The organism is Myxococcus sp. NMCA1, assembly GCF_026810205.1.
Classification (GTDB): Bacteria; Myxococcota; Myxococcia; order Myxococcales; family Myxococcaceae; genus Myxococcus; species Myxococcus xanthus_A.
This window is the reverse complement of the sequence record NZ_CP113950.1, coordinates 6,357,456-6,381,912: the sequence shown is the minus strand read 5'-3', so window position 1 is coordinate 6,381,912 and position 24,457 is coordinate 6,357,456. Positions and strand designations below refer to the sequence as shown.

General features: G+C 67.7%; 18 protein-coding genes. 8 read left to right on the top strand and 10 right to left on the bottom strand.

Features of this window, described 5'->3' with window-relative positions; all coding sequences use genetic code 11:
• Nucleotide 1 precedes the first annotated feature (1 nt).
• From OZ403_RS26175 to OZ403_RS26160, 4 genes are read right to left on the bottom strand one after another with little or no spacing between them, the layout of a single operon-like run.
• On the bottom strand, nucleotides 2–1,126 hold the full coding sequence (locus OZ403_RS26175) for a carboxypeptidase-like regulatory domain-containing protein (protein WP_268782062.1): 1,125 nt from the start codon (nucleotides 1,124–1,126) through the stop codon (nucleotides 2–4).
• Nucleotides 1,126–2,769: a caspase family protein gene (locus tag OZ403_RS26170; protein WP_140794019.1), complete on the bottom strand. Its 1,644-nt coding sequence runs from the start codon at nucleotides 2,767–2,769 to the stop codon at nucleotides 1,126–1,128. The genes OZ403_RS26175 and OZ403_RS26170 overlap by 1 nt, the downstream gene beginning before the upstream one ends.
• A 10-nt stretch (nucleotides 2,770–2,779) precedes the next feature.
• Complete coding sequence (locus OZ403_RS26165; protein WP_237077414.1) at nucleotides 2,780–3,592, bottom strand: hypothetical protein; 813 nt, start codon at nucleotides 3,590–3,592, stop codon at nucleotides 2,780–2,782.
• A 6-nt stretch (nucleotides 3,593–3,598) separates the two neighbouring features.
• Entirely contained in the window at nucleotides 3,599–4,174 is a 576-nt protein-coding gene (locus tag OZ403_RS26160) for an RNA polymerase sigma factor (RefSeq protein ID WP_174258892.1), read from the bottom strand.
• Nucleotides 4,175–4,333: 159 nt separating this feature from the next.
• Between OZ403_RS26160 and serC the strand changes: the two genes are divergently transcribed.
• The 3 genes from serC (at nucleotide 4,334) to OZ403_RS26145 (ending at nucleotide 6,444) form a co-directional block, all read left to right on the top strand.
• The gene (gene serC / locus OZ403_RS26155; RefSeq protein WP_268782061.1) at nucleotides 4,334–5,422 is read left to right on the top strand and encodes a 3-phosphoserine/phosphohydroxythreonine transaminase; all 1,089 of its coding nucleotides are present in this window, start codon (nucleotides 4,334–4,336) and stop codon (nucleotides 5,420–5,422) included.
• Nucleotides 5,423–5,463: 41 nt separating this feature from the next.
• Nucleotides 5,464–6,021 (top strand): chalcone isomerase family protein, encoded by a 558-nt coding sequence (locus OZ403_RS26150; RefSeq protein WP_140794011.1) that lies wholly within the window; start codon nucleotides 5,464–5,466, stop codon nucleotides 6,019–6,021.
• Between the two features lie 174 nt (nucleotides 6,022–6,195).
• Complete coding sequence (locus tag OZ403_RS26145; protein ID WP_140794009.1) at nucleotides 6,196–6,444, top strand: GlsB/YeaQ/YmgE family stress response membrane protein; 249 nt, start codon at nucleotides 6,196–6,198, stop codon at nucleotides 6,442–6,444.
• A 22-nt stretch (nucleotides 6,445–6,466) separates the two neighbouring features.
• Here the strand turns inward: OZ403_RS26145 and OZ403_RS26140 are convergent, their stop codons facing one another.
• The 3 genes from OZ403_RS26140 to OZ403_RS26130 form a co-directional block, all read right to left on the bottom strand.
• Nucleotides 6,467–7,504 (bottom strand): PA0069 family radical SAM protein, encoded by a 1,038-nt coding sequence (locus tag OZ403_RS26140; protein ID WP_140794007.1) that lies wholly within the window; start codon nucleotides 7,502–7,504, stop codon nucleotides 6,467–6,469.
• A 121-nt stretch (nucleotides 7,505–7,625) separates the two neighbouring features.
• Complete coding sequence (locus tag OZ403_RS26135) at nucleotides 7,626–8,021, bottom strand: hypothetical protein (RefSeq protein WP_140856009.1); 396 nt, start codon at nucleotides 8,019–8,021, stop codon at nucleotides 7,626–7,628.
• A gap of 1,031 nt (nucleotides 8,022–9,052) precedes the next feature.
• Nucleotides 9,053–9,517, bottom strand: a complete 465-nt coding sequence (locus tag OZ403_RS26130; RefSeq protein WP_140794001.1) for a hypothetical protein — start codon at nucleotides 9,515–9,517, stop codon at nucleotides 9,053–9,055.
• A gap of 78 nt (nucleotides 9,518–9,595) precedes the next feature.
• On the opposite strand from OZ403_RS26130, the gene OZ403_RS26125 reads away from it, so the two are divergent.
• The 3 genes from OZ403_RS26125 to OZ403_RS26115 all read left to right on the top strand — a co-directional run bounded on the left by OZ403_RS26125 (nucleotide 9,596) and on the right by OZ403_RS26115 (nucleotide 16,833).
• Nucleotides 9,596–9,751 carry an SDR family NAD(P)-dependent oxidoreductase gene (locus OZ403_RS26125; RefSeq protein ID WP_140793999.1) on the top strand — a complete coding sequence of 52 codons (156 nt, stop codon included), beginning with the start codon at nucleotides 9,596–9,598 and terminating at the stop codon, nucleotides 9,749–9,751.
• A 58-nt stretch (nucleotides 9,752–9,809) separates the two neighbouring features.
• Nucleotides 9,810–14,819 carry a hypothetical protein gene (locus tag OZ403_RS26120; protein WP_328285464.1) on the top strand — a complete coding sequence of 1,670 codons (5,010 nt, stop codon included), beginning with the start codon at nucleotides 9,810–9,812 and terminating at the stop codon, nucleotides 14,817–14,819.
• Nucleotides 14,820–15,810: 991 nt separating this feature from the next.
• On the top strand, nucleotides 15,811–16,833 hold the full coding sequence (locus OZ403_RS26115) for an EGF domain-containing protein (protein WP_268782059.1): 1,023 nt from the start codon (nucleotides 15,811–15,813) through the stop codon (nucleotides 16,831–16,833).
• Between the two features lie 243 nt (nucleotides 16,834–17,076).
• Here the strand turns inward: OZ403_RS26115 and OZ403_RS26110 are convergent, their stop codons facing one another.
• Together OZ403_RS26110 and OZ403_RS26105 are read right to left on the bottom strand one after the other, a co-directional pair.
• The gene (locus OZ403_RS26110) at nucleotides 17,077–17,988 is read right to left on the bottom strand and encodes a hypothetical protein (protein WP_268782058.1); all 912 of its coding nucleotides are present in this window, start codon (nucleotides 17,986–17,988) and stop codon (nucleotides 17,077–17,079) included.
• Nucleotides 17,989–18,134: 146 nt separating this feature from the next.
• Nucleotides 18,135–18,821 (bottom strand): SDR family oxidoreductase, encoded by a 687-nt coding sequence (locus OZ403_RS26105; protein ID WP_268782057.1) that lies wholly within the window; start codon nucleotides 18,819–18,821, stop codon nucleotides 18,135–18,137.
• A 367-nt stretch (nucleotides 18,822–19,188) separates the two neighbouring features.
• Between OZ403_RS26105 and OZ403_RS26100 the strand changes: the two genes are divergently transcribed.
• On the top strand, nucleotides 19,189–20,181 hold the full coding sequence (locus OZ403_RS26100) for an alpha/beta hydrolase (protein WP_140793991.1): 993 nt from the start codon (nucleotides 19,189–19,191) through the stop codon (nucleotides 20,179–20,181).
• A gap of 546 nt (nucleotides 20,182–20,727) precedes the next feature.
• On the opposite strand, the gene OZ403_RS26095 is transcribed toward OZ403_RS26100, so the two are convergent.
• Nucleotides 20,728–21,999: a hypothetical protein gene (locus tag OZ403_RS26095; RefSeq protein WP_268782056.1), complete on the bottom strand. Its 1,272-nt coding sequence runs from the start codon at nucleotides 21,997–21,999 to the stop codon at nucleotides 20,728–20,730.
• A 1,293-nt stretch (nucleotides 22,000–23,292) separates the two neighbouring features.
• On the opposite strand from OZ403_RS26095, the gene OZ403_RS26090 reads away from it, so the two are divergent.
• The gene (locus OZ403_RS26090; RefSeq protein ID WP_268782055.1) at nucleotides 23,293–24,453 is read left to right on the top strand and encodes a YcaO-like family protein; all 1,161 of its coding nucleotides are present in this window, start codon (nucleotides 23,293–23,295) and stop codon (nucleotides 24,451–24,453) included.
• Nucleotides 24,454–24,457: the final 4 nt, after the last annotated feature.

Genomic DNA, 24,457 nt, shown 5'->3' with positions numbered 1-24,457 from the left:
GTTACGTCCCGACCTGGCAGACGCGGCCCGCCGATGAAGTCACGCACCACCGGGTGTCCGGGCAGTCACGGTCCGTTGCGCAGGGCACCGTGCAGGCCCCGCTGACACAGCGCCCGCCGGGCAGTCCCAGCTCGTGGCAGTTCGCGTCGTCGGTGCAGGGCGCGTCCATCCGCCGCAGGGCATGGCAGCCCGCGAAGTTCGCGGCATCTGGCAAGCACCGCCCGGACTGGCAGGTGAAGCCCGGCGCGCACCGCGCCGAGTAATCGTCGACCGACAAGGCCTGGGCCGTGGGGGGGGCGTCATCGTCGTCGCCACACCGGGCGACGCACGCGGCGCTTCCTTCGGGCAGCACCTCGCAGTGCGTCCCAGCGGCGCATTGCCAGTCGCCCGTGCAGGGCGCGCACAGGGGACCGGGGCCCTCGCAGCGGTTGCCCTTGCACGTCAGGCCCGCGCCGCATTGCGAGTTGCCGAAGCACTCCAGGCACTTCTTGTTCGGCGCGCACACCAGGCCTTCCTCGCAGCCAATCTCTTGGCAGCCCTGTTCGAGGAGCGACTCGTCCGCCTCCAGGTCGACCTTGAGCTCCTTCTTCTCGCCGGGGCCCGCGCAGTCCTCGACCTGGGTGGCCGGAAAGCCCAGGGCCGTCACCGTCACGGAGTAGCAGCCGTCCGGAAGGGGCCCCACGCGCAGCCGCCCCTTCGCGTCCAGCAGCAGCCGCTGGAAGGGTGTGCCCTTCACGGACACCTCCGCCGCGGACAGCCGGAAGCCGTTGGTCGTCTTCACGCGCAGGTCGAGGAAGCCCGCGGGCGTGGGCGCCACCGGTTGTACCTGAACGGACTGGCCTCCCAGCACCTGCACCTGGACGCGGGCGGCCTTTTCGGCCGTGGCGACGATGAAGAGCTCCGCCATCCCCGTGGGGATGTCCTCCAGGGTGAAGCGCCCGTCCGCGTCGACATGGCTGCTCACGCCGGGTTGGTCCACCAGCGACACCATGGCCACCGAGGGGTCGCTCTCCGTGAGCTGCCCATGCACGGTGCCCACCCGGAAGGGGGCGTTCTCCAGGTTGCCGCAGCCCGCGGCGCAGCAGGCCAGGAGGGTGGCTACCGCGATGTGAAACGTCGAGCGCATCAGAAACGATATCCCGCGCCGGCCCAGCCACCCGTGAAACCCACGGCCTGCCCCTGCCCATCCACAACGACATACGTCAGCATGAACTGGGCCTGTGACATCAGCTCCAGCCGCTCACCCACCCGCCACACGATGCCGCCCACCACGCCGGGGCTGACGGTGAAGAACCGTTGCCCGTTGGCGGCAGCCTCTACGTCAAAGGACCGCCTGAGGTACAGGCCGGCCACACGCGGCCCCGCGAACAACGTCAGCCGCTCCCAGCGCCACAGGTAGGGAAGGGCCGCTCCGGCGGAGACGGTGGTGTAGCGGAAGGGCACCTCGCTGCCCGGCGTCAGCTGCAGGGCCCGGTTGCCAGTGCTGAAGGCCACGTCGAAGAGCAGTCCGAAATCCTGGAGCGGCTGGTCCTCCAGCCGCAGTGACAGGGCGACTTCGGGGGACATGGGCAGCAGCTCGGTGCGGCTGCGGGCGTCCGCGAAGCTGAAGATGCCGCCCAGCAGCGACAGCGAACGCCGCGGGAAGGCTTCCGCCAGCAGCCGCTCCAGGGGCAGACGGTCCCCCTGCCCCACCTCCACGTCACGGCGCATGAGGACGGCGTCGCCCTTGGTCAGCTCCACCGTCCGCTTGCCGGGTGTCACCGCCGCGCCGCCGGGCAGGTCCGTGCGCGCCTCGCCGTCCACCTTGAGCGTGAAGCCGTCCAGGCGCGGGTTGTAGGAGAACAGCTCGGGGCGGCCCGTCCGGGTGATGCTGCCGGAGAGCACCACGGGGTCCGCGCCCACTTCCAGGATTTCCGCCGACGGCCGCTGCCGCCCCTCGGTGAAGGCGAAGGTGCGGCGGCGTGCGTGGTCATGGGCCTCGGTGGCCGTGACGGCGCCGTCACCATTGCGGTCCGCCGCGCCGCTCAAGCCGTCGATGAGGAAGTGGGTGTAGATGTCGTTGCGCAGGCTCTCGTCCTCTCGCGCCGTCTCACCCCAGTCGCAGGCGGCGAACACCATGGACGCGCGCGACGACTCCTCCAGCGGCCGGGTGTAGAAGCCGGACTTGATGCCCTCCAGCTCCGCCTTCAATTCCTTGGGCAGCAACGACTTGCCGCTGCCGCTGTGGCAGGTGGCCAGCACCAGCATGCGGCGCCGGCTGGCCAGCCCGTCGAACTCCGCCTTCAGCGTGTCCATGCTCAGCGCCGTCTGGGGGATGTCCCGGTATGCCGCGTCGCGGGTGACCAGGTAGCGCCGCAGCTCGCCCTTCGCGTCGCGCGCCAGCGTGCCGTGCGCTGAGAAGTAGACGACCACCACGTCATCGGGGCGGTTCGCCTCCTTCTTGAGCTGCCGGAGCGCCGCGAGGATGGCCTTGCGCGTCGTCTCCTCGCGGCGGGTGAGCACACGCACCTGGTCGAACCCGCCGCGCGCGGGGTCCTTCAGCGCGGCGCCCAAATCACGGGCGTCCTTGCCGGTGTAGCGCAGCTCCTTCCAGCGCGGGTCGTCGAACGAGGCGATGCCCACCAGCAGGGCCATCCGGCGCGGCTTGTAGGCGCTGGACAGCGACGCTTCATCGAGCTTCAGCGGCACCAGTCCGCCCTTCTCCCCGGAGGAGGAGGGCGTCGCGCACGCGGCCAGACAGGCCAGCAGGATGGGAAGGAGTCGCCTCACGTGGAACCGTTCAGGGACGATTCTGGCTGCTTCGCACGCTCACGTCGAACCGGATGATGGCCAGTGGGCCCTGGAGTCCCGCGCCGCTTCTTCCCTCCAACATTTCACCGACCGCCGCGGCCTCGGGCGGCGAACCGGTGGAGCCCACCAGCCACAGCGTCACCGGGCCGGCCTCGCCCGCGAGGCTCACGCCCGCGAGCCCCTGCGGCCCCTGCAGGTCATGGGTGCCCGCGACCAGGGGGAATTGGCCCAGCAGCTCCGGCGCCTCGCCCCGCCGTTGCTCGAAGAGCAGAGCGGTGCCCGCCTCGGTGGCGTGGTAGCGCAGGAGCAGCACATCCGAATCCTTCACCGGGCTGCCCGGGTCCAGGCGCCGCAGTCCTCCCGCGCTGTCGCGTGCCACCACCGACAGCTCCAGGGCGATGCGCGCCAAGCGTCCCTTCTCACCCGTCCATTCCTCCGCCGAGCCTTCCTGGCCGGAGGGCCCCGCCCCCCGCATGCGGGGCAGCAACACCACCGCCAGCAGGCACGCGGCAAGACCGCCGGCGATCATGCCCCAGCGCCCGGCCGCGGGCCGATGGGTTCGCAGCGCGCGCCGCACGCGCGCCAGACCCACTTCATCCAGGGGCGGAGCGGACGCGCCGGTTGGAGCGAGCCCCAGCAGCAGCGAGTCCGCCTGACCGTCGAGCAGGCCCGGGCCCGGGTGCGTGGCGAGGAACGCCTCGCAAGTCTCACACGGGTGCGCCAGGTGTCCGGCGAAGTACGCCACGGCCTCGGGCTCTCGGCGGGAAAGGGCGCTCAGTGCGCCATCGTCCAGGTGTTTCATGAACACTCACTCCCACCGGCCGGCGAGGACTCGCCGCAGCAGCTCGCGCTTGATTCGAGACCGGAACCGCTCCAGCCGCATCGTCACCGCGCTTTTTCCCACGCCCAGCTTCTCCGCAATCTCCCGCGCGGACAGCTCACCCTCCACGTAGAAGAGGTGCACCGTCCGTTTCTCCTCGCCCTCGGGCAGCTCCGCGATGAGCCGCCGCACCACCGCGATGTCACGCTCCAGTTGCAGCGCCTCGGGAATGTGGGGGACCGTCTCCGGTTCCGGGTCCGCCACGTCCTCCTCCAGCCGCCGGGTGCTGGACTTCCGCTCCAGCCGCGTCCGGGCCCGGTTTCGGGCAATGGACAGCAGCCATGACTCGAAGGCCCCGGGCTCCTTCAGCCGGGGGAGCGCCCGGAACGCCCGGACGAAGGTCTCCTGGATGACGTCCTCCACCTCGTCGGCGTCCAACTGGGCGAAGCCGCCCACCAGCCGCGTCACCAGAGGACGCGTGCGCCGGTAGAGCTCGCTGTAGGCAGACGCCTCCCCCTGCGATGCCCGCCGCACCCACTCCGTCAGTCCCTCCGACGCAGCCACCTGTCCTCCAGACCCTCGCAAAGGCCCGCCGGCCACAGGGCCGGTGGACGCCACCGTCTCCATGGAAGCAGGCGGGCAACCTTTTTCTCGCTGGCACCCGGGGGGGCGCTGGGGGGAAGAATGTCTCCGCGGCCGTTCATTTCAAGAAGGGACACTGCCATGCGCGTCATCAACTTCAACGCCGGCCCGGCCGGACTGCCACTGCCGGCCCTCGAGCGGGCTCGGGACGAACTGATCGACTTCCAGGGCTCCGGCATGTCGGTGATGGAGCACAGCCACCGGGGACGGGAATACGAGGGGGTCCACGACGAAGCCGTCTCCCTGTTGACCCGGCTGCTGGGGATTCCCGACACCCACCAGGTCCTGTTCCTCACCGGCGGCGCCTCCCAGCAGTTCGCCCAGGTGCCGATGAACTTCCTGCCGCCCGGCGCCAGCGCGGACTACCTCATGACGGGCGTGTGGAGCGAGAAGGCCTTCGACGAGGCGAAGTACTACGGCACGCCGCGCGTCGCGGTGAGCACGGCGCGGCCGGACAAGCGCTACACGCGGGTGCCCCGCCAGGATGAGCTGCGCCTCGACTCGAACGCGGCGTATGTCCACCTGACGAGCAACAACACCATCTTCGGCACCCAGTGGCACACCTTCCCGGACGTGGGGAACGTGCCGTTGGTGGCGGACATGAGCTCGGACTTCCTGTGGAAGGGCTTTGATGTCAGCCGCTTCGGCCTCATCTACGCGGGCGCGCAGAAGAACCTGGGGCCCTCCGGCGTGACGCTGGTGGTGGCTGACAAGGCGTTCATCGCGCGGGGCCGGACGGACATTCCGAAGATCTTCCGCTACACCACCCACGCGGAGAGCAACTCGCTCTACAACACGCCGCCCACCCTGGCCGTCTACCTGGTGCGCAACGTCCTGGCCTGGGTGCAGTCGGTGGGGGGCCTCGCGCAGCTGGAGCAGTGGAACCGGGAAAAAGCGGCGTTGCTCTATGGGGCCGTGGACCGGTACCCGGACTTCTACCGCGCGCCGGTGGAGCGCGAGTCCCGTTCAGTGATGAACGCTGTCTTCCAGTTGCCCTCGGATGCGTTGGATGCGGCCTTCGTCGCTGACGCGAAGCAGCAAGGAATGGTGGGCCTCAAGGGGCACCGGACGGCCGGAGGAATCCGCGTTTCAATGTACAACGCGGTGAGCGTGGAGAATGTGCGCACGCTGGCCGCCTTCATGGACCACTTCGTGAAGACACGCGGGTAGGCTGCGTCCAACCGCACGGATTACCCACACCCGGAGGATTCATGAAAGCCTCGCTGACCGCCGTCGTGCTGTCCCTGATGTTCGCCGTTCCGGCCTTCGCCAAGGAGGTTGCGGGGGTGAAGTACCCGGAGACCGCGTCCGTTGCCGGCAAGGAGCTGAAGCTCAACGGCGTGGGCCTGCGCAGCAAGCTGGTGTTCAAGGTCTATACGGCGGGGCTCTATCTGGAGACGCCGTCCAAGGACGGCGCCGCCATCATCAGCTCGGACCAGATCAAGCGTGTGCGCATGTACATGCTGAGGGATCTGGACAAGAAGACCATCGTCGATGCCATTGGCGACGGCTTCAAGAAGAACGCGGGCTCCAAGCTGCCGGAGCTCCAGCCCAAGCTGGACACCTTCAACGCGGCCATCCCGGACGTGAAGAAGGGTGACGAGCTCATCCTCACGTACATCCCCGGCCAGGGCACGCAGGTGTCCAGCAAGACGGGCAAGGAGATCTCCGTCGAGGGCAAGGACTTCTCCGACGCGCTCTTCTCCGTCTTCGTGGGCAAGAGCCCGGTGGATGGCAGCTTGCGCGACGGCATGCTCGGCAAGGACTGAGTGACACACGCGCGCGCCGCGGATGCCCCGTGTCTCCGAGCGAGGCACGGGGCGTCGTCGTTTCAGGGGCCGGATGCAATGCGTCCACGGCCCGTGCGTACATGAGGAGGGCGGTCGGCCGCTGCGCGAGGGCGGGAGGTCTGATAGCAACCGGAGGGCACGAAGGAGGTCGTCATGGGTATCTGTACGTGGTTGGTGCTGGGTGGCATCGCGGGCTGGCTGGCCAGCATCATCAAGGGCACCAACGCCCGCATGGGCATGTTCGCCAACATCGCCACCGGCATCGTCGGGGCCATGATTGGCGGCTGGGTTTTCAGTCTGATGGGCGGCACCGGGGTGACGGGCTTCAACCTCTGGTCACTGCTGGTGGCGACGGTGGGCTCCGTCATCCTCATCTCCATCGTCCAAGCCATCCGGAAATGACGCCCGCCGCCCGCGTGCGCGCTCAGAAGAGGCTGAGCTGCGGCGTGGGCGGCGGCTTGCGCTCCGGACGCCGGAAGGTGTCCGGGGCGTCCTCAGTGATGTACGAGGCGCGGATGCCCACCTTGCGCGCCGCGGTGTGGAAGAGGCGGTGGATGGTCTCCGCGTAGAGGCCGTCACCGCGCATCCGGTGCTTGAAGCGGCTGTCGTTGAGCTCCCCGCCGCGGGTTTCCCGGATGCGGTGGAGCACCCGTTCCGCGCGCAGGGGCAGCTTCGCGCGCAGCCGCTCCGCGAAGACGTCCTTCACCGGGCCGGGCAGCCGCACCAGGATGTGGTGCGCGCGGGTGGCGCCGGCTTCACGCGCCGCGGCCAGCACGCGGTGGATGTCCTCGTCGTTGAGGCCCGGGATGATGGGGGCCACCGACACCGCCACGTCGATGCCCGCCTCGGTGAGCCGGCGGATGGTCAGCAGTCGGCGCATGGGGGAGGCGGCATAGGGCTCCATGGCCCGGGCCAGCTCCGCGTTGTGGAAGGGGAGGCTGATGCTGACCCACAGGCGTGCGTCCCGGGCCAGCCTTTGGAGGACGTCCAAGTCCCGTTCGACGAGCACGCCCTTGGTGATGATGCCCACCGGGTTGCGGTACTCGGCGCAGACCTCCAGGCAGCCTCGCGTCAGCCGCAAGGAGGCCTCCAGCGGCTGGTAGCAGTCGGTGACGCCGCTGAAGACGACGGTTTCACCCTTCCAGGAGGGTTTCTCGAAGGCCTCGCGGAGCAGCTCCGGCGCCCGGGGCTTCACCACCAGCTTCGTCTCGAAGTCGGTGCCCGCGCCCATGTCCAGGTACTGGTGCGTGGGCCGCGCGTAGCAGTACGCGCAGGCGTGGAGGCAGCCCCGGTACGGGTTGACGCTCCAACTGAAGCCCACGTCCGGGCTGTCGTTGTGGGACAGCACCTGTCGGCTGTGGTCCTCGAAGACCTCCAGCTTGGACGGCGGGATTTCGTCCAGGTACTCCACCGCGGTGCTCGCCCAGGGGTTGGGCGGATTGTCGATGGGACGCGCCTTCATGCGCCCACCGTGGGCCTGAAAGCACGTTCAGTCAAGAGGCGAGCGACAACGAAAAAGGGGAACCCCCTGCAGAGAGTTCCCCCAGTGCATCATCCGGATGGTGGGCTGCTGAAACAGCGCGCTACCAGGTCCAGACGTAGAGCTTGTGGGTGCCGACGGTGCCGCTCGTGTTGCTCACGTAGAGCCGCGCCCCGGGCCACGCGCAGTTGAGGTTCAGGTTGCTGTGCGTCTGGCCGACACCCACGGTACCGGAGATGTTGTTGCTCCCGCAGTACGCGTAATACGACGTGGGGGCGGTACCGACGTTCTGGATGGAGAACGGCGTCACGCCGAACAGCCAGGTCGAGAAATCGCGCGTCTGACCAGCGTCAATCCACGCGGACTCCATGGCCTGCTCCACATCGCTCAGCTCAGGCTGCTGCATGGCCTGCTCGTCCTCCGGCGTGTAATCCCCACCGCAGCCAACGGCAGCCAGAGACAGCAGACCCACAACTCCCAACGTATTGAGCTTCTTCATGACTTCCCCCTCATTGCGAGTTGTCTCCGAATTGGAGACACGCGGTGTGTATGGGGGTTTTCACTTAATGTAAATGGTGTGTTTCTGACACCCGGTGGGTTGAAACGGATTGCGTCGCTGGATGACGCATTGCGGTGTCTGTGTCATCGACGGAACGACCCGGCCCTATCAGGTGAAAGGGCCGGGCGCTGGGAGCCCACGGAGACGAAGGCTAACGACAGACGGAGTAGAAGTCCGTCACGGCAGAACGCCGTCTGCCGTCCGGAGATGTGTGCCGTCTCGTAACAACTACAGGACTTGACGCCGGCCAACCGCGTGAGGCTCGCGTCTGAATAGAAGTCAATCCAGTACGAATCGTTGCCTCAGAAGGGCAGCGCATCCTCGCCCATGCTCGCATCTGCTCCACCAGCCTACCAGAAGCAGTCCAGCGGACAGGACTCCACCCACGATGTCCTTGGCCTGAATGTACGCCTGCTTGACCGGGGGGCCTCATCTTCCCGGCTGGGGAATCCTAGCATCAAGCGCATGCGGGCCGCGTTGTGATTCCCTACCGCATGGGGCAGCGCCGGATCTCCTAGCTCCTCCTTGTCACGTATGTTGAGCGGCGACTTGGCATCAATCAGCAGCCGTGCTGTTTCAATCGAATCGTTGAACATGGCGACTGCCAGTGACGTGAGGCCGAGAACGTCAAACTGCGAAAGGGCTGCGTGTCCATCTTTCTTGAGTAGAATTCTCGATGCTCCCGCTTCTTGTCGCGCGATGAATCGATGTTCCAGAACCCGTCCTGGAGTTCTCATTTGCAAGGAGCGCTCCTTGGGAGAGTAGATATTTGACGAGTTTCGTTGATGTTTGAACTCCTGCTCCGACTGCGACGGACTCCGTTAGGGGTTTTTCACCGTATTCGTCGGCTGCATTCACATCTGCTCCGTCGCGAACTGCCTCGCTTGCTTCCTGGAGAGAGTTCCATGTGGACCGCCTCATTGTGGGTGCTGAATGGCACTTCAAAGAATGCAGCGTCGCGCCTGGAGAGGTCACGCCCGCAGATACGCGAGCATGGCGTCCTTTCCACCCGTGGCCAGTACGTAGGGTGTGCCCGGTGCGATGAGGCCCTTGCGTGCAGCGACACCGTTCACCGCATCCTGGGCATGGGTGAGCTGCATGCCGGCACCACCGCCGCCGAGGACGAGGGGCGCCCCCATCTTGAGGTCGAGCACCACTACCCGGCGTCGAGCGGGACGGGGCTCCGCCATGTCCACGACGACGAAGTCTCCGGCGAAGCGGCGCTGGTCACAGCGGAAGACCCACAGGTTCCGCTTGCGATTGAGCAGCTCTCGTACGAAGGGTTTCTCGTCGCTTTTCAGGGCATAGCGCTCTGAGAGGAGGGCGGCGGTGGAGAGTGGATAGCCTTCCTCCTCGGAGAGAAGCAGCGCCCACGGGTTCGCATGCCGGAGCAGCGGCAGTGAAACGGGAAGGACGATGGGCGGCTCGCGAGGCATCCGTGGGCGTGCTCGACGAGCGACGTTGCTCGGGTCGGACAAGTATTTGAACATCTTGCTGCAAGGTGGGTCCAATCCATGAAGACGTTCGAGAACAAGGTCGTTCTGGTGACGGGTGGCAACCCGGGCATCGGTCGAGCGGCGGCGCTCGACTTCGCGCGAGAGGGCACCCGCGTCGTCGTCACCGGCCATTCAATGATTACGGATGGCGGCGTCAGCTCGCTCTTGCACTGAGGGGTAGGGCGCCGGGCATCAAGCAGGCCTCATGGAACTGGGGCTATGCTGTCACATCATGATCTGCCAAGCCTGCGCTCGGCTCCGTGACGTGGCCTCGGGGGCCATGTGTCAGGAGTGTGGTGCCCCGCTCGTGCCCGCCACCGAGCCGAATCTCGACGCACTCGTCAGGGAGAGCCTGCGGCGTCACATCGAAGGCTGGCAGGCCAGCGCGCTCATCGATGTCGTCACCGCGGCCCGGCTCGCCGAGTCCCTCACGCCTGGCGCGGATGGCCTTGACCCCGGAGCGCCGAAGGCCGAGGAGGGCGAGCAGGCACCCGCCCAGGACTTCTTCGAAGCGAAGGCGGTCCCTCCCGTGGACGCGGCGACCCGCGCGGAGGCCTGGGCGGATGGCGTCGCGACCTCGCTTCGCAACGGGGGAGAATGGCGGCTGTGGGGCTGGGGTGCGGCGCTCGCGCGCTCGTTGGACGAAGCCGCGAAGGCGGAGCGGGAGCAGAAGGCGCGCAAGCGTCGTGGGCTCCGGCCTGGCTCGGAGGCGGGAGAGGACGACCTGGGCGCGGCGCTGGATTCCGGGCAGACGTACTTCGACCGGGATGCGTCAGGCCCGCTCAGCGGAGGGCTCGAGGCCGTCGTGGCGCTCGATGCACGGCCGGAGAGCACTCCCCGGTTCCAGGAGTTCATCTGGTGGTTCCTCGGCGCGATGCTGGTGCTGGGCGGCTCGCTCATGGGCGTGCGCGAGGCCTGGCGCGCGCTTGGTGGCGTCCCGCGCCAGCTCTTCGTCACGGGCGCCCTGTGGGGGTACCACGCGGCCTTCATCGGGCTCGGTGTGTTCCTGTCCCGGCGCTCCATGCCGGTCGGCCGCGTGCTCGCGGGCATTGGCCTCGCGTTGCTCCCCGTCGCCTTCATCGCGCTGTCGTCACTGTTCGCCCTGTCATCTGGGCTCGGTGCCTCGGTGGCGCTTGGCGTCGCCGCGCTGGGCCTGGTGCCGCTGAGGGCGGCGGGACGGCTGCTGCATGGCACTTCCGCCGCGGCCCTGGGGTTGGCGCTCCTGCCTTCGCTGCTCGCGGGGCTTCCACTGATGGCGCTCGAGGACGCGCCCTGGCTGCGCACGCTCTGTGCCTCCGTGGGTGTCCTGGCCCTGGCCGCCACTGTATGGCGCGCACGGAAGGCGACGGAGGGAAACACGGCGCTCGTCAGCGCGAGCGCCGCGCTCTATGGCGCGCTGTGGCTCGCCGTCTTCTGTGTGGTGAGCGCACCGTCGGGCTTCGACGCCCTGGAGCCAGGTAGCGCTCTGTTCGCGGGCCTCACGCTGTGGGCCCAGGCCCTGGCCACCGTCATCGCCGTGGCCGCGACCACCGACGCCGCTCGCGAGGCCCATCCGCGCGTGAGTCCGGTGCTGGAGATTGTGGCCTACGCGGTGCTCGCCAGTGGCGCGGTCGTGGGCGCGCTGGGTGCGTTCTCCATCGAGCCGGGAGGGGACTTCCAGGTCGACTTTGCCTCGGCGCTCGCGCCACTCATCGCGACGGGTGTCTTCTTCCTGCTGGAGCCACGGCGGGGGGCCCTGGTCCACCTCATGGTGATGACGACGCTCCTCGCCGGAGCCTTGTTCGCTCGCACGCAGGCGCCGACGGAGCCGGGCTGGTGGGTATTCGGCGGCACGGTGGCGACCGCGGGCTTGATGCTCCTGGCGCGTTGGAGTGCCTTTCCGGGACGACGTATCCGCCTGCTCGCCTGGACCATCCTTGGGTCGCTGGTGGCAATGCCCCTGGTGAGCCAGGTGGGCAGCGCCGCCTCGCCGTGGCCCCAGGTGCTGACGGGGCTGGTCATCGCTGGGGCCGCGCATGTTGCTGGCGGCTGGCGCTGGCGGGGCCTGCACTACCTGGGCGGCGTGGGTCTTCTCTTTGGTGTGCTCGCCTTCGCCGAGGGGACACCGGCGTTGGAGGGCAGCTGGGGCCGGCTGGCGGTCTTCGCGCTCGTAAGTGGGCTCTACGGTGTCGCGGGGCTCGTGCAGGGCGCGTGGGCGCAGCCCGTCTCGCGCAAGGACGGGCTGCTACCCCTGGATGACCTCGCCCTCTGCCTGGCCGCGGCGGGAGTCCTCCTGGCCGTGGATTCTTCCCCGAGCGCTCCGGACCTGCTCGTGTCAGCCACGGGGCTGTCAGCCAGTGTGCTCTCCGCGCTTCCCACGGCCGTGGTCACGGCCTGGTTGCTGCTGCGTGTCCGGCGGGATGGCAGCAGGCTCGTCGGGTTCCTCGCGGCCTCGGGGCTCGCGCTCGCGGTCTCCCAGGTGATGGGCACCGTCTCCGACTTCGCATCCCCGCGAGCTGCCCTGGTCGCCGCGTCATTGGCGCTCGGCTTCGCGGCCTTCTCCGCGCTGCGCGGCCGCACTCCGCTGGATGCCGCGGACACCGCTGCCGGGCGCGGGGGCCGGAGGATGTTCGATCTCTTCAGGCTGCCGCTCGGTGCGCGGGGGCTGCCGCTCTTCACGGATGGTTTCGCCACGGCGGCGCTGGTGCAGACGGTCATCGCCGCGCTCACGCTGGCCGGGTGGCTGGGCAGGCCCACGGATGCCGAGCGCGCCACGTGCCTGCTCGCGGCCGGTCTGCTCCTCCTGGTCGCGCTCGTGGCCTTCGTGTCGCGCGGTTTCGAGGCCTGGTACCTGCGCGGCTCGGTGGTGACGCTCGCGTCGCTGGGCGGGCTCATCGCGCTCACCGCTCTGCTCAACCGCGCGGGCCGGCCGTCGCCGCCGGATGTCGCCGCCCTGCGGACCTCGCTCATCGGCATCGCGCTCTGGGGCGTCGCGCTGGCGACACGGCGCTTCGGGCCCTGGGTCGCCGGGCTTCTGGAGAAGCCTCGTCACGGGAAGCTCTACCACTGGGTTCCCCATCTGGGCGTGGCGGTCCTGGCAGGTGTGCTCCTGAAAGGCGCGCTCCTCGTCGGCCTGCCCCGGCCGTCCCGTGCGCTGGCCCTCATTCCGCCCCTGATGTTGCTGGGGCCCGCGGTATTGATGTTGCTGCTCTCCGTGTCCGCGCGCTCGGTGCGGCTCGCGAGCGTGGGGCTCTGGCTCGGCCTGCCCGGTGCGGCGCTCTGGGCCGCGAGGCAGTCGCTGCTCGGGCCCAGGCTCATGCCCTCGTGGTCGTCCGAAGGCATGTGGGTGCGCATCGGCGCCGAGTCCCTGCACTGGCTCGATGAGGCCGCGTGGCTCGCACCAGGAGACACGGTGTTCCTGATGTGGCAGCGGGCTTTCGCGGGCATCGCCGCCGCGGGGCTCGTCTATGCCGTTGCCTCGCTCCGGGGGCTGCCCGATTCCTTCCAGCGCCTGTTGCAGCGCCATTCGGTCATCAGTGTGGGCGTGGTCTTCGTCGCGGCCCTCTTCCAGCCCGGGCTCACGGCAGCAGGCCTGGTCTGCATCACCGGTCTGGTACTGCTTTTCGGAGGGGGCAGGGCGCAGGGGCGCGGTGTGCTTGGCGCGAGCATCCTCCTGCTGGTCCACGCGCTGGCGCACCGTGTGGACATCTTCGAGGTGTGGCCCGGCCCGGTGCTCGCGCTGGTGGGGCTGGCGGTGGTGACGCTGGGGCCGTGGATTGTCCGGCGCAGGGGCTTGTCCGAGAGCGCCGCTCGCATGCGCATCCACCAGTCCATGGCCATCTATCTGTTGGCAGCGCTCGTGTACGCGTTGGCGACGAATGGAACGCCGTCGTCGACGCTCGCCGCGCTCAACCTCCTGGGGGAGATGCTGCTGAGCATGGGCGGGAGCTGGATGGTCTCTCCCGCGTTGCCTGTGACGCTGGCGCTCGTTGCCGCGTCGGTGCTCGTGGCGGCGTTCCAGTGGAAGGGCACGCTCGCCTCGCTCGTCGCGACGCTGGGGGCCTGGGTGGTGGGTGGCACTTTTGTCGCCTCCCTCATGGCCTTCCTTTCGATTCGCGCGAGCCTGGTCGGCCCGTGGCTGCGTTATGGCGCGCTCTTCATCCTCCATGGCGCGGCCCTGTCCCTGGCCGCCTCCGTGGGCGTGCTGGCCCTCCATGCCGCCCAGGAGTGGGTGCGGAGGCGCCGGCCGGATGTCGCGGGCGGCCTGTCGTGGGGGCGCGACACAGGGCTCGTGGTGAGTGGGCTGATGCTCGCGGCCCTGGCGGTGGGGGGCTCCGCCTCCGACGGCGCTCTTCCGCTGGCCATCGCCTCCATTGGCATCCTGGTGTTGGTGGCGCTGCACTGCGCTTGGAGCCAGCACACCGGCCGGCACGTCTACTTCGTGCAGACAGCGGTGGTCGGGGTCTACGCCCTGGTGCGCAATCTGTATGCACCGGGCCTGCGCGCCGAGCACGACGCATTCTTCGCGTTGGCCCTGGGCTTCATCCTGGTAGGCGTGACGGTGCTGGCCCGGCGGGCCGGCGTGCAGCCCGTGGAGGCGGCCACCCGGCGCTTCGCGGCGCTGCTACCCATTGGCATGGCGCTGGTGCTGCCAGGCGAGGCGACGCAAGAGGCGGCAATGCTCGCGGGGGGCTCCGGACTCCTGTACGCGACGCTGGGCGCGGTGGAGCGCAGCCGGCTGTTCGGTGCGTTCGCCGCGGCGGCGTGCAACTTCGCGCTGCTCATCTCCGCGCTGGCCTTTGGCCTGGAGGGACTGGAAATCTACCTGGCGCCCATGGGCCTGCTGTTGTTGATGCTGGGCCAGCTCTTCGCGGAGAGCCTGCCGCACGCCGCGCGCAACACGGTGCGAATCCTCGGGGGCTTGTTGCTGTATGTGCCCGCGGCGGCGCGCATCGCGGTCCAGGTGGGCCAGTCTCCCGACGGCACGTATGCGCTCGCCTTTGGCGGGGTGTGTCTGCTCGGCGTGGTGGCGGGCATGGTGTTCCAGATTCGCGCCTACCTGGCGTTGGGGACCCTGTTCCTCACGCTGGACGTCGCGGCCACGCTGCTCGACGCTGGGCTGAGGGACCACCGCATCGGCTTCCTGGTGATGACGCTCACCGGCCTCACACTCATTGGCGGGCGCGTCCTGACGACGTTGAAGCGTCAGGAGTGGGAACTGCTCGTGCGGCGGGTCCGCGTCCAGCTTCGCGGTTGGGATTGAGCGCGCGGGTGGCGACCTAAGCACCGGGCGCCCTGGGGACCCTGCGCCGGTGAGGAGCTGGGGGCGTCACCGGCGTCGGTCCCTGGGATGCTTGCGCCGGCTAATTGAAGCAAAGGGTGGTCGTGGTCAGCACGTCCGTTCGCTTGACCCATTCGACTGTCCTGCAGGTCTCACCGGGACCGCAGGCGTCATTGTCCTGGCAGCGGCGGTGACACTGGCGGTCGCCCTTCTCCGCCTGGCAGTAGAGCTCTTCGTCAGGGGCGGGCGGGCCACAGACCTGGCTGACGTAGCACTCCTCGTCGGCGTTCGCGCATGCGTCGGTGAAGGAGCAGGCCGCGAGCGAGGAATTCGGTAAATGGGACGGATCGTCTCCGCAGCCAGCGGAGACCAGGAGGCAGAGCAAGCTCGTCAGTGACAGTCGCATGGGGCCTTGGGAAAGGGTGAGGCGTTTCCCCAAGCATACGATGGGCGAATGGTGCGGGCGATCAACGCCCCACAGGCGTGGGCGCGGAGGCGTCGGGGGCGGCCTGTCGTGGAGGGTGCGACACGTGGCTCGCGGCGAGTGGGCTGATGCTCGCGGGTGGCTCCGGACTCTTGCATGCGACGCTGGGCGAGGTGGAACGCAGTTGGCTGTTCGGTGCGTTCGCCGCGGCCGCGTGCCACTTCGTGGCTGGGATTGAGGGGGCGCGCCGCCGCTGTCTTTTCTCTCCACTCCCGAGAATCGAGAAGGCAGCCTCGTGCTGGGACAGAAGTCTCAGCCTTCGTGTCCAGGGTGGGTGTCGCCTTGCGGTCGACGCGGCGATACCTGGAGAAGAAGCTGTCCAATGGCACACGCGTTCTGGCTTCGACGTGCGTGCCTTTAAAGCTGAAAAAGGAATTCGTGCGTTCATTGTTGTGGCGGTTATCCGGTGTGGCTGTGCTCACGTTGGACCGCCATCCCCAAGTCCAAGCGGATTGGAGCAAGACAATGAAGGTCAGTCGAGTGGCCCCCATGTGGCGAATGCTGAGTGCGGCCCTGGCGTTCGGCGTGATGAGCGCATGCGGTCCTGAGTTGGAGGACGAGTCCGTTGTTTCCGAAGAGGCACCGGTGGACGGCGAGTCGTCATCGGACGCGGTGTCGGCGATGGCCGGTGATCGTTATGCCAACGCAGTCGTCCAAAGCGGTGTCATCGCCGTCCTCAATCCGAACAACGCCGTGGGCGCACCGGATGGGAACGCCGCGACGTTCCTGGGGCTCCTGGGCGGCTCCATGGTTCTGGACATGGGCCTGGGCGAAGAGGGCACAGGGCCGCTGCGCATCTACTACCAGGGCCTTTCGCTGGCGGTCATTGCCCAGGTGGAATTCCTTCGTGGGGACATGAGCATCATCAGCACGGGGCAGGCGAACCTGCTGGACCTGGGGCTCGGGACCCACTCCACGCTGGTGCCATTCAGCAATTCCACGCCGTACCGCTACGTGAGGCTGCGCGGTGGGATTGCCTCGTTGTACGGATTGGACGCGGTGGAGGATACGGGCGGCGGTGTGAGCGCCGTGTGTGGTGATGGCCGTATCAGCAATGGGGAACAGTGTGACGACGGCAACCGGGTTTCGTCGGATGGCTGTAGCAGCATCTGCCGGGTGGAGCCGGGGTACACCTGCAATGGCATGCAGCCCAGTGTCTGTACGGACGTCAATGAATGCACGAATGGCACTGCGCAGTGTTCGGTGAATGCGATTTGCACGAATACGCCGGGTAGTTACACCTGCACCTGCAGGCCGGGCTACTCGGGAAATGGTTGGACGTGCAGTGACATCGACGAGTGCTCGAACGGGACTGCCGCGTGCAATCCCAGCCAGGTGTGCGTCAACACGCCGGGTGGCTATGACTGCGTGGGTGGCTCCTGCCCGGCTCCCCGGGTGCAGTGTGGCGCGCAGTGCGTGGATGTGTCGTCGGACGAGAACAACTGCGGCGCCTGCGGCGTTGTCTGTCCGGCGGCGAAGACCTGCTCGTCGGGGGTCTGCGTCATGGGGTAGCCTGGACCGACGCTGTAGATCGCCACGACGTGGGGACGCCCCAGCGCCGAGACGGACTTCGGTGCGCTGGACCCGGTGGCGTCGTCCGGGAGGGGGCCTGAGCGGGTCCGCTGGATCGCCGGGAAGACGCCACCGACCGGCACGTACGACGATGAGCTGACGGGCTCACGGCCCTCGCGGCGCGACATGTCGCCGCGAGGGTCGAGGTTCTCCTGGCACTGTGGCGGGACGATGCGCGGTGGCTCAGAGCTTCTTCCTGGCTTCGTCAATCACCTCTTGCATGGAGAGGGGCTTGAGCGAGCCGTCCGGCTGGCCCTGGAAGAAGTCGAACTCGTGGATGGTGCCTTTGACCAGGTACTCGTTGTCCCGCGCCGAGTTCACCATCGCGCGTTCGCGGAACGTGAACGAGGGCTTCTCGGGGTCCACACCGACTTGGGGCATGATGGCGCGCTCTTCGGGCGTGGGCTGCCAGAGCGGCTGCGGACGTGGCTCGGAGCGCAGCACCGCGGTCTCGTCGAAGCCGGGCTTGGTGCTCGTCCGGAGGTCGCGCTGGATGTCGAACTGGTCGAGCACCACACCGCTCTTGGGGTCCTTGGCCGGGTTGGTGACGATGCGGTCCTTGCCGTAGAGCGGGTTGTCGACCAGGGGCCCCGTGGCCGTGCCGTCCACGCCCACCGGCGGGCCGCTGAAGGACGTATACGGCGTCTTCGCCTTGACGGACTTTTCGCCATCGACGTGGTCGGAGGCGCTGACGGTGACGCTGTCGCCCGCGGGCTGGAGCTTGCCCTGCTTGTCGATGGCGGACTTCGGGGTTCCGTACCCCGGCTGGATGGCGTCGAACGCGAAGTTCTCACGGCGCGACAGCGGAACATCCAACTTGATACGAGGCATGGCCGCGTTGTTGCCGCCATCACGGCGGTCCATTGCCTCCATGATGTCGCTCATCAGGTCCAGGCTGTTGTTCCGCGCCCGCGTCTCGCTCGCAATTTGAGACGGGCTTGGAGCCTTGGTGGAATGATGGGCGACCTGCTGCAGCACGCGGGCGGGCGCCCCGTGGCCGCCGGAGTGGGACACTCCTCGCGCGCCCTGCTTCAAGAACGTCGTCGTTACCCTCGAGATGGTACCCATGATGTAGACCCCCCTGGTCTGAAGCATGAGGTGCGTTCCTTCATGCCTTTGTGGGAATTGTCCTTCATCTGCGCACGGAGTTGCGTGGGGGAGGACGATTTGGGCGAGGGCGCGGCTGTGTCCCGTTCGAGGACTCCGTCATTCGAGGGTGGGGCCTTCCGGGACGAAGTGAGTCACCAAGGAATGCATTTGCCCTCGAAGTCGAAGAAGCCTCCGGAGTCCTCGGGCCTCAAGCGGGAGAGCACGGCGAGCAGCCCCGCCACCGAAGTGTCCACGGCCGTGGGGGCCTCGCTTCCGCCCATGTCTGTCTGTACCCAGCCGGGACTGAGAGCGAAGGCGAGGATTCCGTCCTCCTTCAGGTCGTGTCCCAGCGAGCGCGTAGCCATGTTCAGCGCCGCCTTGGACATGCGGTAGCCGTAGGCGCCACCCCAACTGTTGTCCGCGATGGAGCCGAGGTTCGAGCTGAGGTTGGCCACCTTCGCGCCACCGGCCGCGCGCAGCTGCGGCAGCAGGGCCGCCGTCACGCGCAATGCCGCCACCGCGTTCACCTGGAAGGTGCGGGTGAGGTCGTCGCCGTCCAGGTCGGAGAGTTCGTCCGGGCGGCTGCGCACGCCGGCGTTGTTGATGAGCAGGTGCACGGGACCGGGGAGCCCCATCGCGAAGGCACGCACGCTCGCCGGGTCCGCGACGTCGAGCGTGTGGACATGGAGTCTCCCGCCAGCGCCCCGGATGAGGCCGGTGAGCTCCGCTGCGTGCACGGGAGCGCGCACACCGGCGTGCACCACGTCACCGCGGGAGAGACACTGACGCACCAACTCGAGGCCGATGCCCCGGTTGGCACCGGTGATGACGACGTTCATGGATGGCTCGATGACTTCGGGGCTCAGGGCTGCGGAGTCTCTACCAACTCGGGTCGCGGGCAGGTGGGGTTTCAGCCCGCCACGCCGCGCAGTAACGGACAGCTCGCGTCCACAGTCGCGGGAAAGACACAGCCTCAGCGGCCCTCGCCAGGGAATTACACGGTCGCTCCAACGTGTGCGTTGCCATGGTCAGATACGCCCCTTAGCGTCGCACCTGTCATTGGCGGATGAAGAGCCCGTTGTCGCCCCACCTACTCTCCGAGGTCAGAGGATGCGCAGATTGCTGCCCCAGGACGTCTTTGTTTCCAGCACCGCTCTTGAGCGATGCGAGTCTCCCGCCCGTGCCGCACGCGGACTCGTCGGAGTCTTGTTCGTCGCCCTGTTCCTCGGAGTGCCAGGCGGCGCGGAGGCATCAGATGCCTCGCTCGCGCCGAACTTCTATTCGGGGCATGGCATTACGGTTCATGCGGTGCGGCACATCACGGATAGGCTCATCGACGTGGAAATCTCCACGCCGCTGATCGCGCCTCACGCGGTCTATGACCCACGCCATCACGTTCGGGTGCTCCTCCCGACGGGGTATTACAACAACCCGGGCGTGCGTTACCCCGCGGTCTACCTGTTGCACGGCGGTGGAGGCGCGAACTCGGCTCAGTGGGTGGAGTTCGGTGCGGCGTATGCGATTACCGAGAACATGCCCGTCATCACCATCATGCCGGATGGCGGCAAGGTCGGTTGGTACACGAACTGGGTCTTCCCTCGCGGAGTGAATCAGGCATGGGAGGAGTTCCACCTCAACCAGCTCATTCCGTGGGTGGACCAGAACCTTCGCACGCTGGCGTACAAGCGGGGCCGTGCTATCGCGGGGCTGTCCATGGGCGGCTTCGGGGCCATCAGCTACGCCGCGCGGCGCCCCGACCTGTTTGCCTATGCGGCCAGTTTCTCGGGGGCCCTGGACCTTGGTGACGCCGCCATCCGGGCCACCATCACGGAGGAGGGGACACGGTGGCTGCAGAACCCGGATGGGGCGTTCGGCTCTCCATTCTGGCCCTTCGACCAGGCATGGAACATGAACAACCCCATTCCGCGTGCGGCGTCTCTGCGGGGCGTGGCCGTCGCCTTGTATGCGGGTTCGGGCATCTGGGATGGGGACGTGCTCGAACGCGTCCCGGGGGCGTCCACGGACCGGTTCCACCATGCGCTGAATGCCGCGGGCGTGCCGCACCACTACGAGATGTATGGCCGCCCCGCGCCGGGCCAGAAGCCTTTCGGTTGTGACGGCGGGCACAACTTCAGTTGCTGGAACTACGCGTTCTTCGACGTGCTGCCGCGCATGTTGGCCGTGCTCGACGGGCCGTAAGCCCAACGGCACTTCAGGTGATGGGGCCCTTTGTCCGATGCGAAGGGCTCCCACTTCCGCCCTCGCGGGCCGAGAGCCTTCTTCATGCGGCCTCGTGGGGCGGGTACTGGATGAGTGGGGCCACGAACTTGAAGTTCGTGGTGGCAACCTCGCTGCCTGCTGGGCGGCACAGCCACTCGTATCCGGGGGGCTCGCATGGGAACAGCCAACCTTGTTCTTGCATGAACTCGTAATCGAGTCCCTCGATTCGGTTGGCGTGGAAGTCGTGGCCCCGTGGGTCCTCGGGGCGCATCCTGATGGGGTCGATGCGTAGCCCCGGCGCGCCCGACAGAGGCATCCCGTCCGCACGCCGCGTTCGCTCTCTGACGACGATGAGCCGGGTCCTAACGCTGTCTTACCTCCGGCGTCGAATGGAATCATCATGAGGCAGGGCGAGGTTCTGACTGTCGAGTCTGGGGCCGGTCCGCTCCGTGAGTCATGAGCCGGGGCGGCAGATGCCCGCGGACTTCTTCCAGGCCGCCCCAGTCTCCCGAGAGATGCTTCTCCTCAGTGGCTCAGCAACCACGTCGCGAGCGGTTGCCACGCGAGCGCCGGTGCGTCTGCCGCGTACAAGAGGTCGCCATGGCCGAAGTCCTCGGCCACTCGCGCCGGACCGAAGCGGCGGACGACGAGCGCCGTGACATCCGTCGATGACACCCGGGTCGTCGAATACAACCCGTAGTCACCGAACGCGCCAGCGGCACCGAGGTAGAGCAACGGAACGCGGATGTTCGAGAGCTCGGGCCTTGGTGTCGTCCCGCACCAGATTTCGTCGAGTTCCACGGTCTCACGCAGCGACTGGTGCGGCGGCGCGCTGGCGAACCACGCGCTCACGCTGTCCTCGGACGACTCGCGCAATGCCGTGACGTTGCCGTTGGCGTCGAGGATGGGCGCACTCAAATGGTACAGCGGCGTGTACGGCGCGAGAAGGTAGGTCAGTCCATTCATCGCGAGCAGTGCACCGCGGTTGGTGTAGCTCGAAAACACGGGAGACTGCGCCTGGGGCGCGCTCCGGGCCAGCTCGCCCAACGTGATGAAGAAGCTGTTGTCGGAGTCGGTCACGCCTTGAGCAAGCGCCTCACGTCCCGCGGCGGCATTGGCGCACGCAAGCTCGCGCAGTTCCGCGTGCTCAGGCGCGATGTCGTAATAGGCGTCGAGCACGGCGACCGCAGACACGTGGCGGCCGTTGGCGGCGGCATACGCGTAGGCGAGCTCGCCGCCATGCGAGAATCCGCCGAGCACGATCCGGCTCGTATCGCGGTCGCCGCTGGGCCGCGTTGCCCGTGCGAAGGTGAGCGCGATGGCGATGTCTCCGAGTTCCTGGGCAACCCCCATCTCGCCCAGGTCGGAGATGTCTCCGTTGGCGGAGGGCAGCGTCCAGCGACGGTCAACACCCCAGACGTCAATGTCCCGGGCCGCCAGGTACGGAGCGAGCCCCGGCGCCGATGACGCGGGATTGCCGAGCGTCGGCACGAAGTTCGTGACGAAGTTGGCGAAGTCTCCGTGAAGCAACATGATCGCGTGGGCGGGCGACCGAGGCCGCCACGGCGCGCGCTCTCGGACGACGCGATGGACCCGCACGATGGCGTTGGGGGCGGTGCCGACACGAATGTCGAATCGGTAGTGATAGATGTCCTCGGTCACGAACTCACGCAGCACGGGGAACGGTGTCGGAGTCGACGCGAGCGATTCCGCTTCGGTTTCAATCCGCGGAGGTGGGGAGGCGAATGCGGACGTGCATGCGAACAATACGATGAACGAAAGACCAAGACGGGACATGCGGGGCCCCTTCAGTTTCACTCAAGGCGGGTTGTGACGCGCCCCCAGAATGGGAAGGGGCTGGCCCTCTGAGAACGAAGAGCCCGGCGCGGACATATCGTCGTTGCCAATCCTCTGGTCGTGAGTCCTGTCTGACCTCGGGGCGTGCCTGAGGTCAGCTCGAAACTGAAATGGACTGTCAGCGCGCATGGTGTTGCGCTCTGACAGGTAGGCCCATCTCCTGTGTGGGCCACGGCAATTCCCATCACGGCTCAAAGTGCCCTGGCCTGTTGTTGACTCGAAGTGTGGCTTAAGGGGACACTTCTTACTCACCCAGGGAGGCCGAACATGAAGAAGCCTGCTCGTACGAAGCGTGCAAAGACTCTCAAGGTCACGGTGCGCGTTCTGAAGGTGTCCGCGCTCAAGGCATTTGAAACCACCGTGTCCAGCATTTCCCACATTTCGAAGTAGCGGCGTCCCGGGCACGACATGGGAGTTCAGTCAGGTGTCGTGCTCCTCGAAATGGCGAGGGGAATCTCCATCCTTCAGACCCGCAGGGCGCTGATGGAGATACGGGGCCTCCCCTTTGCTCTTCTCGTCTCCATCCTCGGAGACGTTCGCCGCGGAGGGCGCGCCGCGGTCGTCCGCGCGCTGGTGAAGGCGGGCGTCGACCCTACCGGCGCCAGGGAGCTCGGAGCGCGGCTCGAAGAGGAAGGGGCGCTGGGGCGAGGCGCTCCACGTTTGATGGACGAGCAAGCCCTCCGCAAGGCATTGGGGATCACCGGCAGGCTGCGACTGGGGCCTCTTCGCACGGCCGACATTTCCGAGAACAGCGGAGCGCTCATCCAACTGAGCGCCACACGTTGGCGAAGCGCTGGCAGTGGTGTGTGTGTCGCCTGTGGTCTGCTCTGGGAGGTCCAGAGCGCGGATGCGCCCGATGAGGCAGCCGCCGTGGCGAATGCGCTCCCTCTCCGCGCCGTGATTGCGCTGGGGGCAGCCGATCTGACGGCCCTCCGGAAAGCCATGAAGCCGCATTCCCTCGATGCGCGTGCCTGGACAGAGGGCGCCTACGGGCGGCCAGGCGCCAGACGCATCCGGTCCCGGCCTGCGGCGGGATGCGCGTGCTCCGCGAACTGGGGCGCGGCGAACCGCATCGGCAAGCTGGAGGGCTCGCGGATGGCTGGTGCCGCGCTGGGTCGCGTGGGAATCGCGACGCGCGAAGCCACGGTCCGCGGCAGGCGGGGGGCTCCTCCCATTGTCACCCTGACCTGGGGTGCCGCCACCCTGCGTCTTCGGAAACGAGGTCGTCCCGTGGTGTCAGGACATTCCCTGGCCCAGGTGGGCGTCGGAGCATCCCTGGAAGAGCGGAGGCTGACCGCGCGAGCAGAGGCCATCGAGCGTGCCTCGTCCCTCCTGCGTGTGCCCGACGTCTGCGCGACTCCGGCGCGTGCGCTCGCGCAGCCTTTCCTGTCCATGCGTGATTGGGACCTCTACACGCCGGAGCAGTACGCAAGCCCGGGGTTCCCCTACGCGCCAGTCACCCAGGACACGCCACTGGATTGGGTCAGGGCCACGGATGCGGAGACCGGTGAGCACTTGCTCGTTCCCGCAGCCTTCACGACTTCCGAACGGCTCGTGGGCCCGCGCTTCCTGTGTGCCTCATCCAATGGCGTCGCGACGCATACGAGCGATGACGCCGCGTTGCGGTCCGCGCTCCTGGAGGTGGTAGAGCGCGATGCGCTCCAGCTCGCCTGGTACCGAGGTCAAGGGGCGCGGCGCCTCGACATGGCCACGCTCGACATTGATGAGGGGGTGTCGAGTCATTTCAAGGGTTCGGGCTGGACCCTCCACTTCTCGTACCTGCCCGGTCGCGCCGGCCTTCACGTCATCGCACTCATCGCCGAGGCGACAGGAGAGGGTGCGTTCCCCAAAGGAGGGACGCTCCTCGCCGCCGCGGCCGCGGGGGACCCGGCAGTGGCCGTGCACCGAGCGCTCCGTGAAATGCGAATGTTGACGGAGGCGGTGGCCCTTCGTCGGCAGCTTGCGATTGACTTCGAGGCGCTCCGGCGGCCCCCGGTCCTGGAGAACTACTGGCTCATCGACTCCCTCCTCGACATCACGTTGCTCTACTTGAACCCCGCGATGCGGAGCGCTGTCGACCTGCTCCTGGAGGGTCCCCCGGTGGCGCTCCCTCGTGTTCGGGTCCCCGACGCGGCGGGGGCGCTCGTCACGAGGTTCCGACAGCATGGGCTGCGCACCCTGGTCATCAATCTCACACTGGCGGCGGCCTCTCCGTTCCGGACTTGCCAGGCGCTGGTCCTTGGGACGCAGCCTCTGGCGTTCTGTCCGAGCCTGTTACGCCTCGGGAGCGGGCTGCTGCCGCGCCGCCTTCCCCCGCGGAATCCGAAGCCGCCCTCATCGCCGCTCAAGCTCAGGCGAGGACTGCTGAATCCGTACCTGCTTCCGCTGGCATGAGTCT

Excerpts from the sequence above, each read along its gene's own strand:
- OZ403_RS26175 (WP_268782062.1), bottom strand. The coding sequence starts at position 1,126 with ATGCGCTCGACGTTTCACATCGCGGTAGCCACCCTCCTGGCCTGCTGC.
- OZ403_RS26165 (WP_237077414.1), bottom strand. The coding sequence starts at position 3,592 with ATGAAACACCTGGACGATGGCGCACTGAGCGCCCTTTCCCGCCGAGAG.
- serC (WP_268782061.1), top strand. The coding sequence starts at position 4,334 with ATGCGCGTCATCAACTTCAACGCCGGCCCGGCCGGACTGCCACTGCCG.
- OZ403_RS26150 (WP_140794011.1), top strand. The coding sequence starts at position 5,464 with ATGAAAGCCTCGCTGACCGCCGTCGTGCTGTCCCTGATGTTCGCCGTT.
- OZ403_RS26145 (WP_140794009.1), top strand. The coding sequence starts at position 6,196 with ATGGGTATCTGTACGTGGTTGGTGCTGGGTGGCATCGCGGGCTGGCTG.
- OZ403_RS26140 (WP_140794007.1), bottom strand. The coding sequence starts at position 7,504 with ATGAAGGCGCGTCCCATCGACAATCCGCCCAACCCCTGGGCGAGCACC.
- OZ403_RS26135 (WP_140856009.1), bottom strand. The coding sequence starts at position 8,021 with ATGAAGAAGCTCAATACGTTGGGAGTTGTGGGTCTGCTGTCTCTGGCT.
- OZ403_RS26130 (WP_140794001.1), bottom strand. The coding sequence starts at position 9,517 with ATGCCTCGCGAGCCGCCCATCGTCCTTCCCGTTTCACTGCCGCTGCTC.
- OZ403_RS26125 (WP_140793999.1), top strand. The coding sequence starts at position 9,596 with ATGAAGACGTTCGAGAACAAGGTCGTTCTGGTGACGGGTGGCAACCCG.
- OZ403_RS26120 (WP_328285464.1), top strand. The coding sequence starts at position 9,810 with ATGATCTGCCAAGCCTGCGCTCGGCTCCGTGACGTGGCCTCGGGGGCC.
- OZ403_RS26115 (WP_268782059.1), top strand. The coding sequence starts at position 15,811 with ATGTGGCGAATGCTGAGTGCGGCCCTGGCGTTCGGCGTGATGAGCGCA.
- OZ403_RS26110 (WP_268782058.1), bottom strand. The coding sequence starts at position 17,988 with ATGCTTCAGACCAGGGGGGTCTACATCATGGGTACCATCTCGAGGGTA.
- OZ403_RS26105 (WP_268782057.1), bottom strand. The coding sequence starts at position 18,821 with ATGAACGTCGTCATCACCGGTGCCAACCGGGGCATCGGCCTCGAGTTG.
- OZ403_RS26095 (WP_268782056.1), bottom strand. The coding sequence starts at position 21,999 with ATGTCCCGTCTTGGTCTTTCGTTCATCGTATTGTTCGCATGCACGTCC.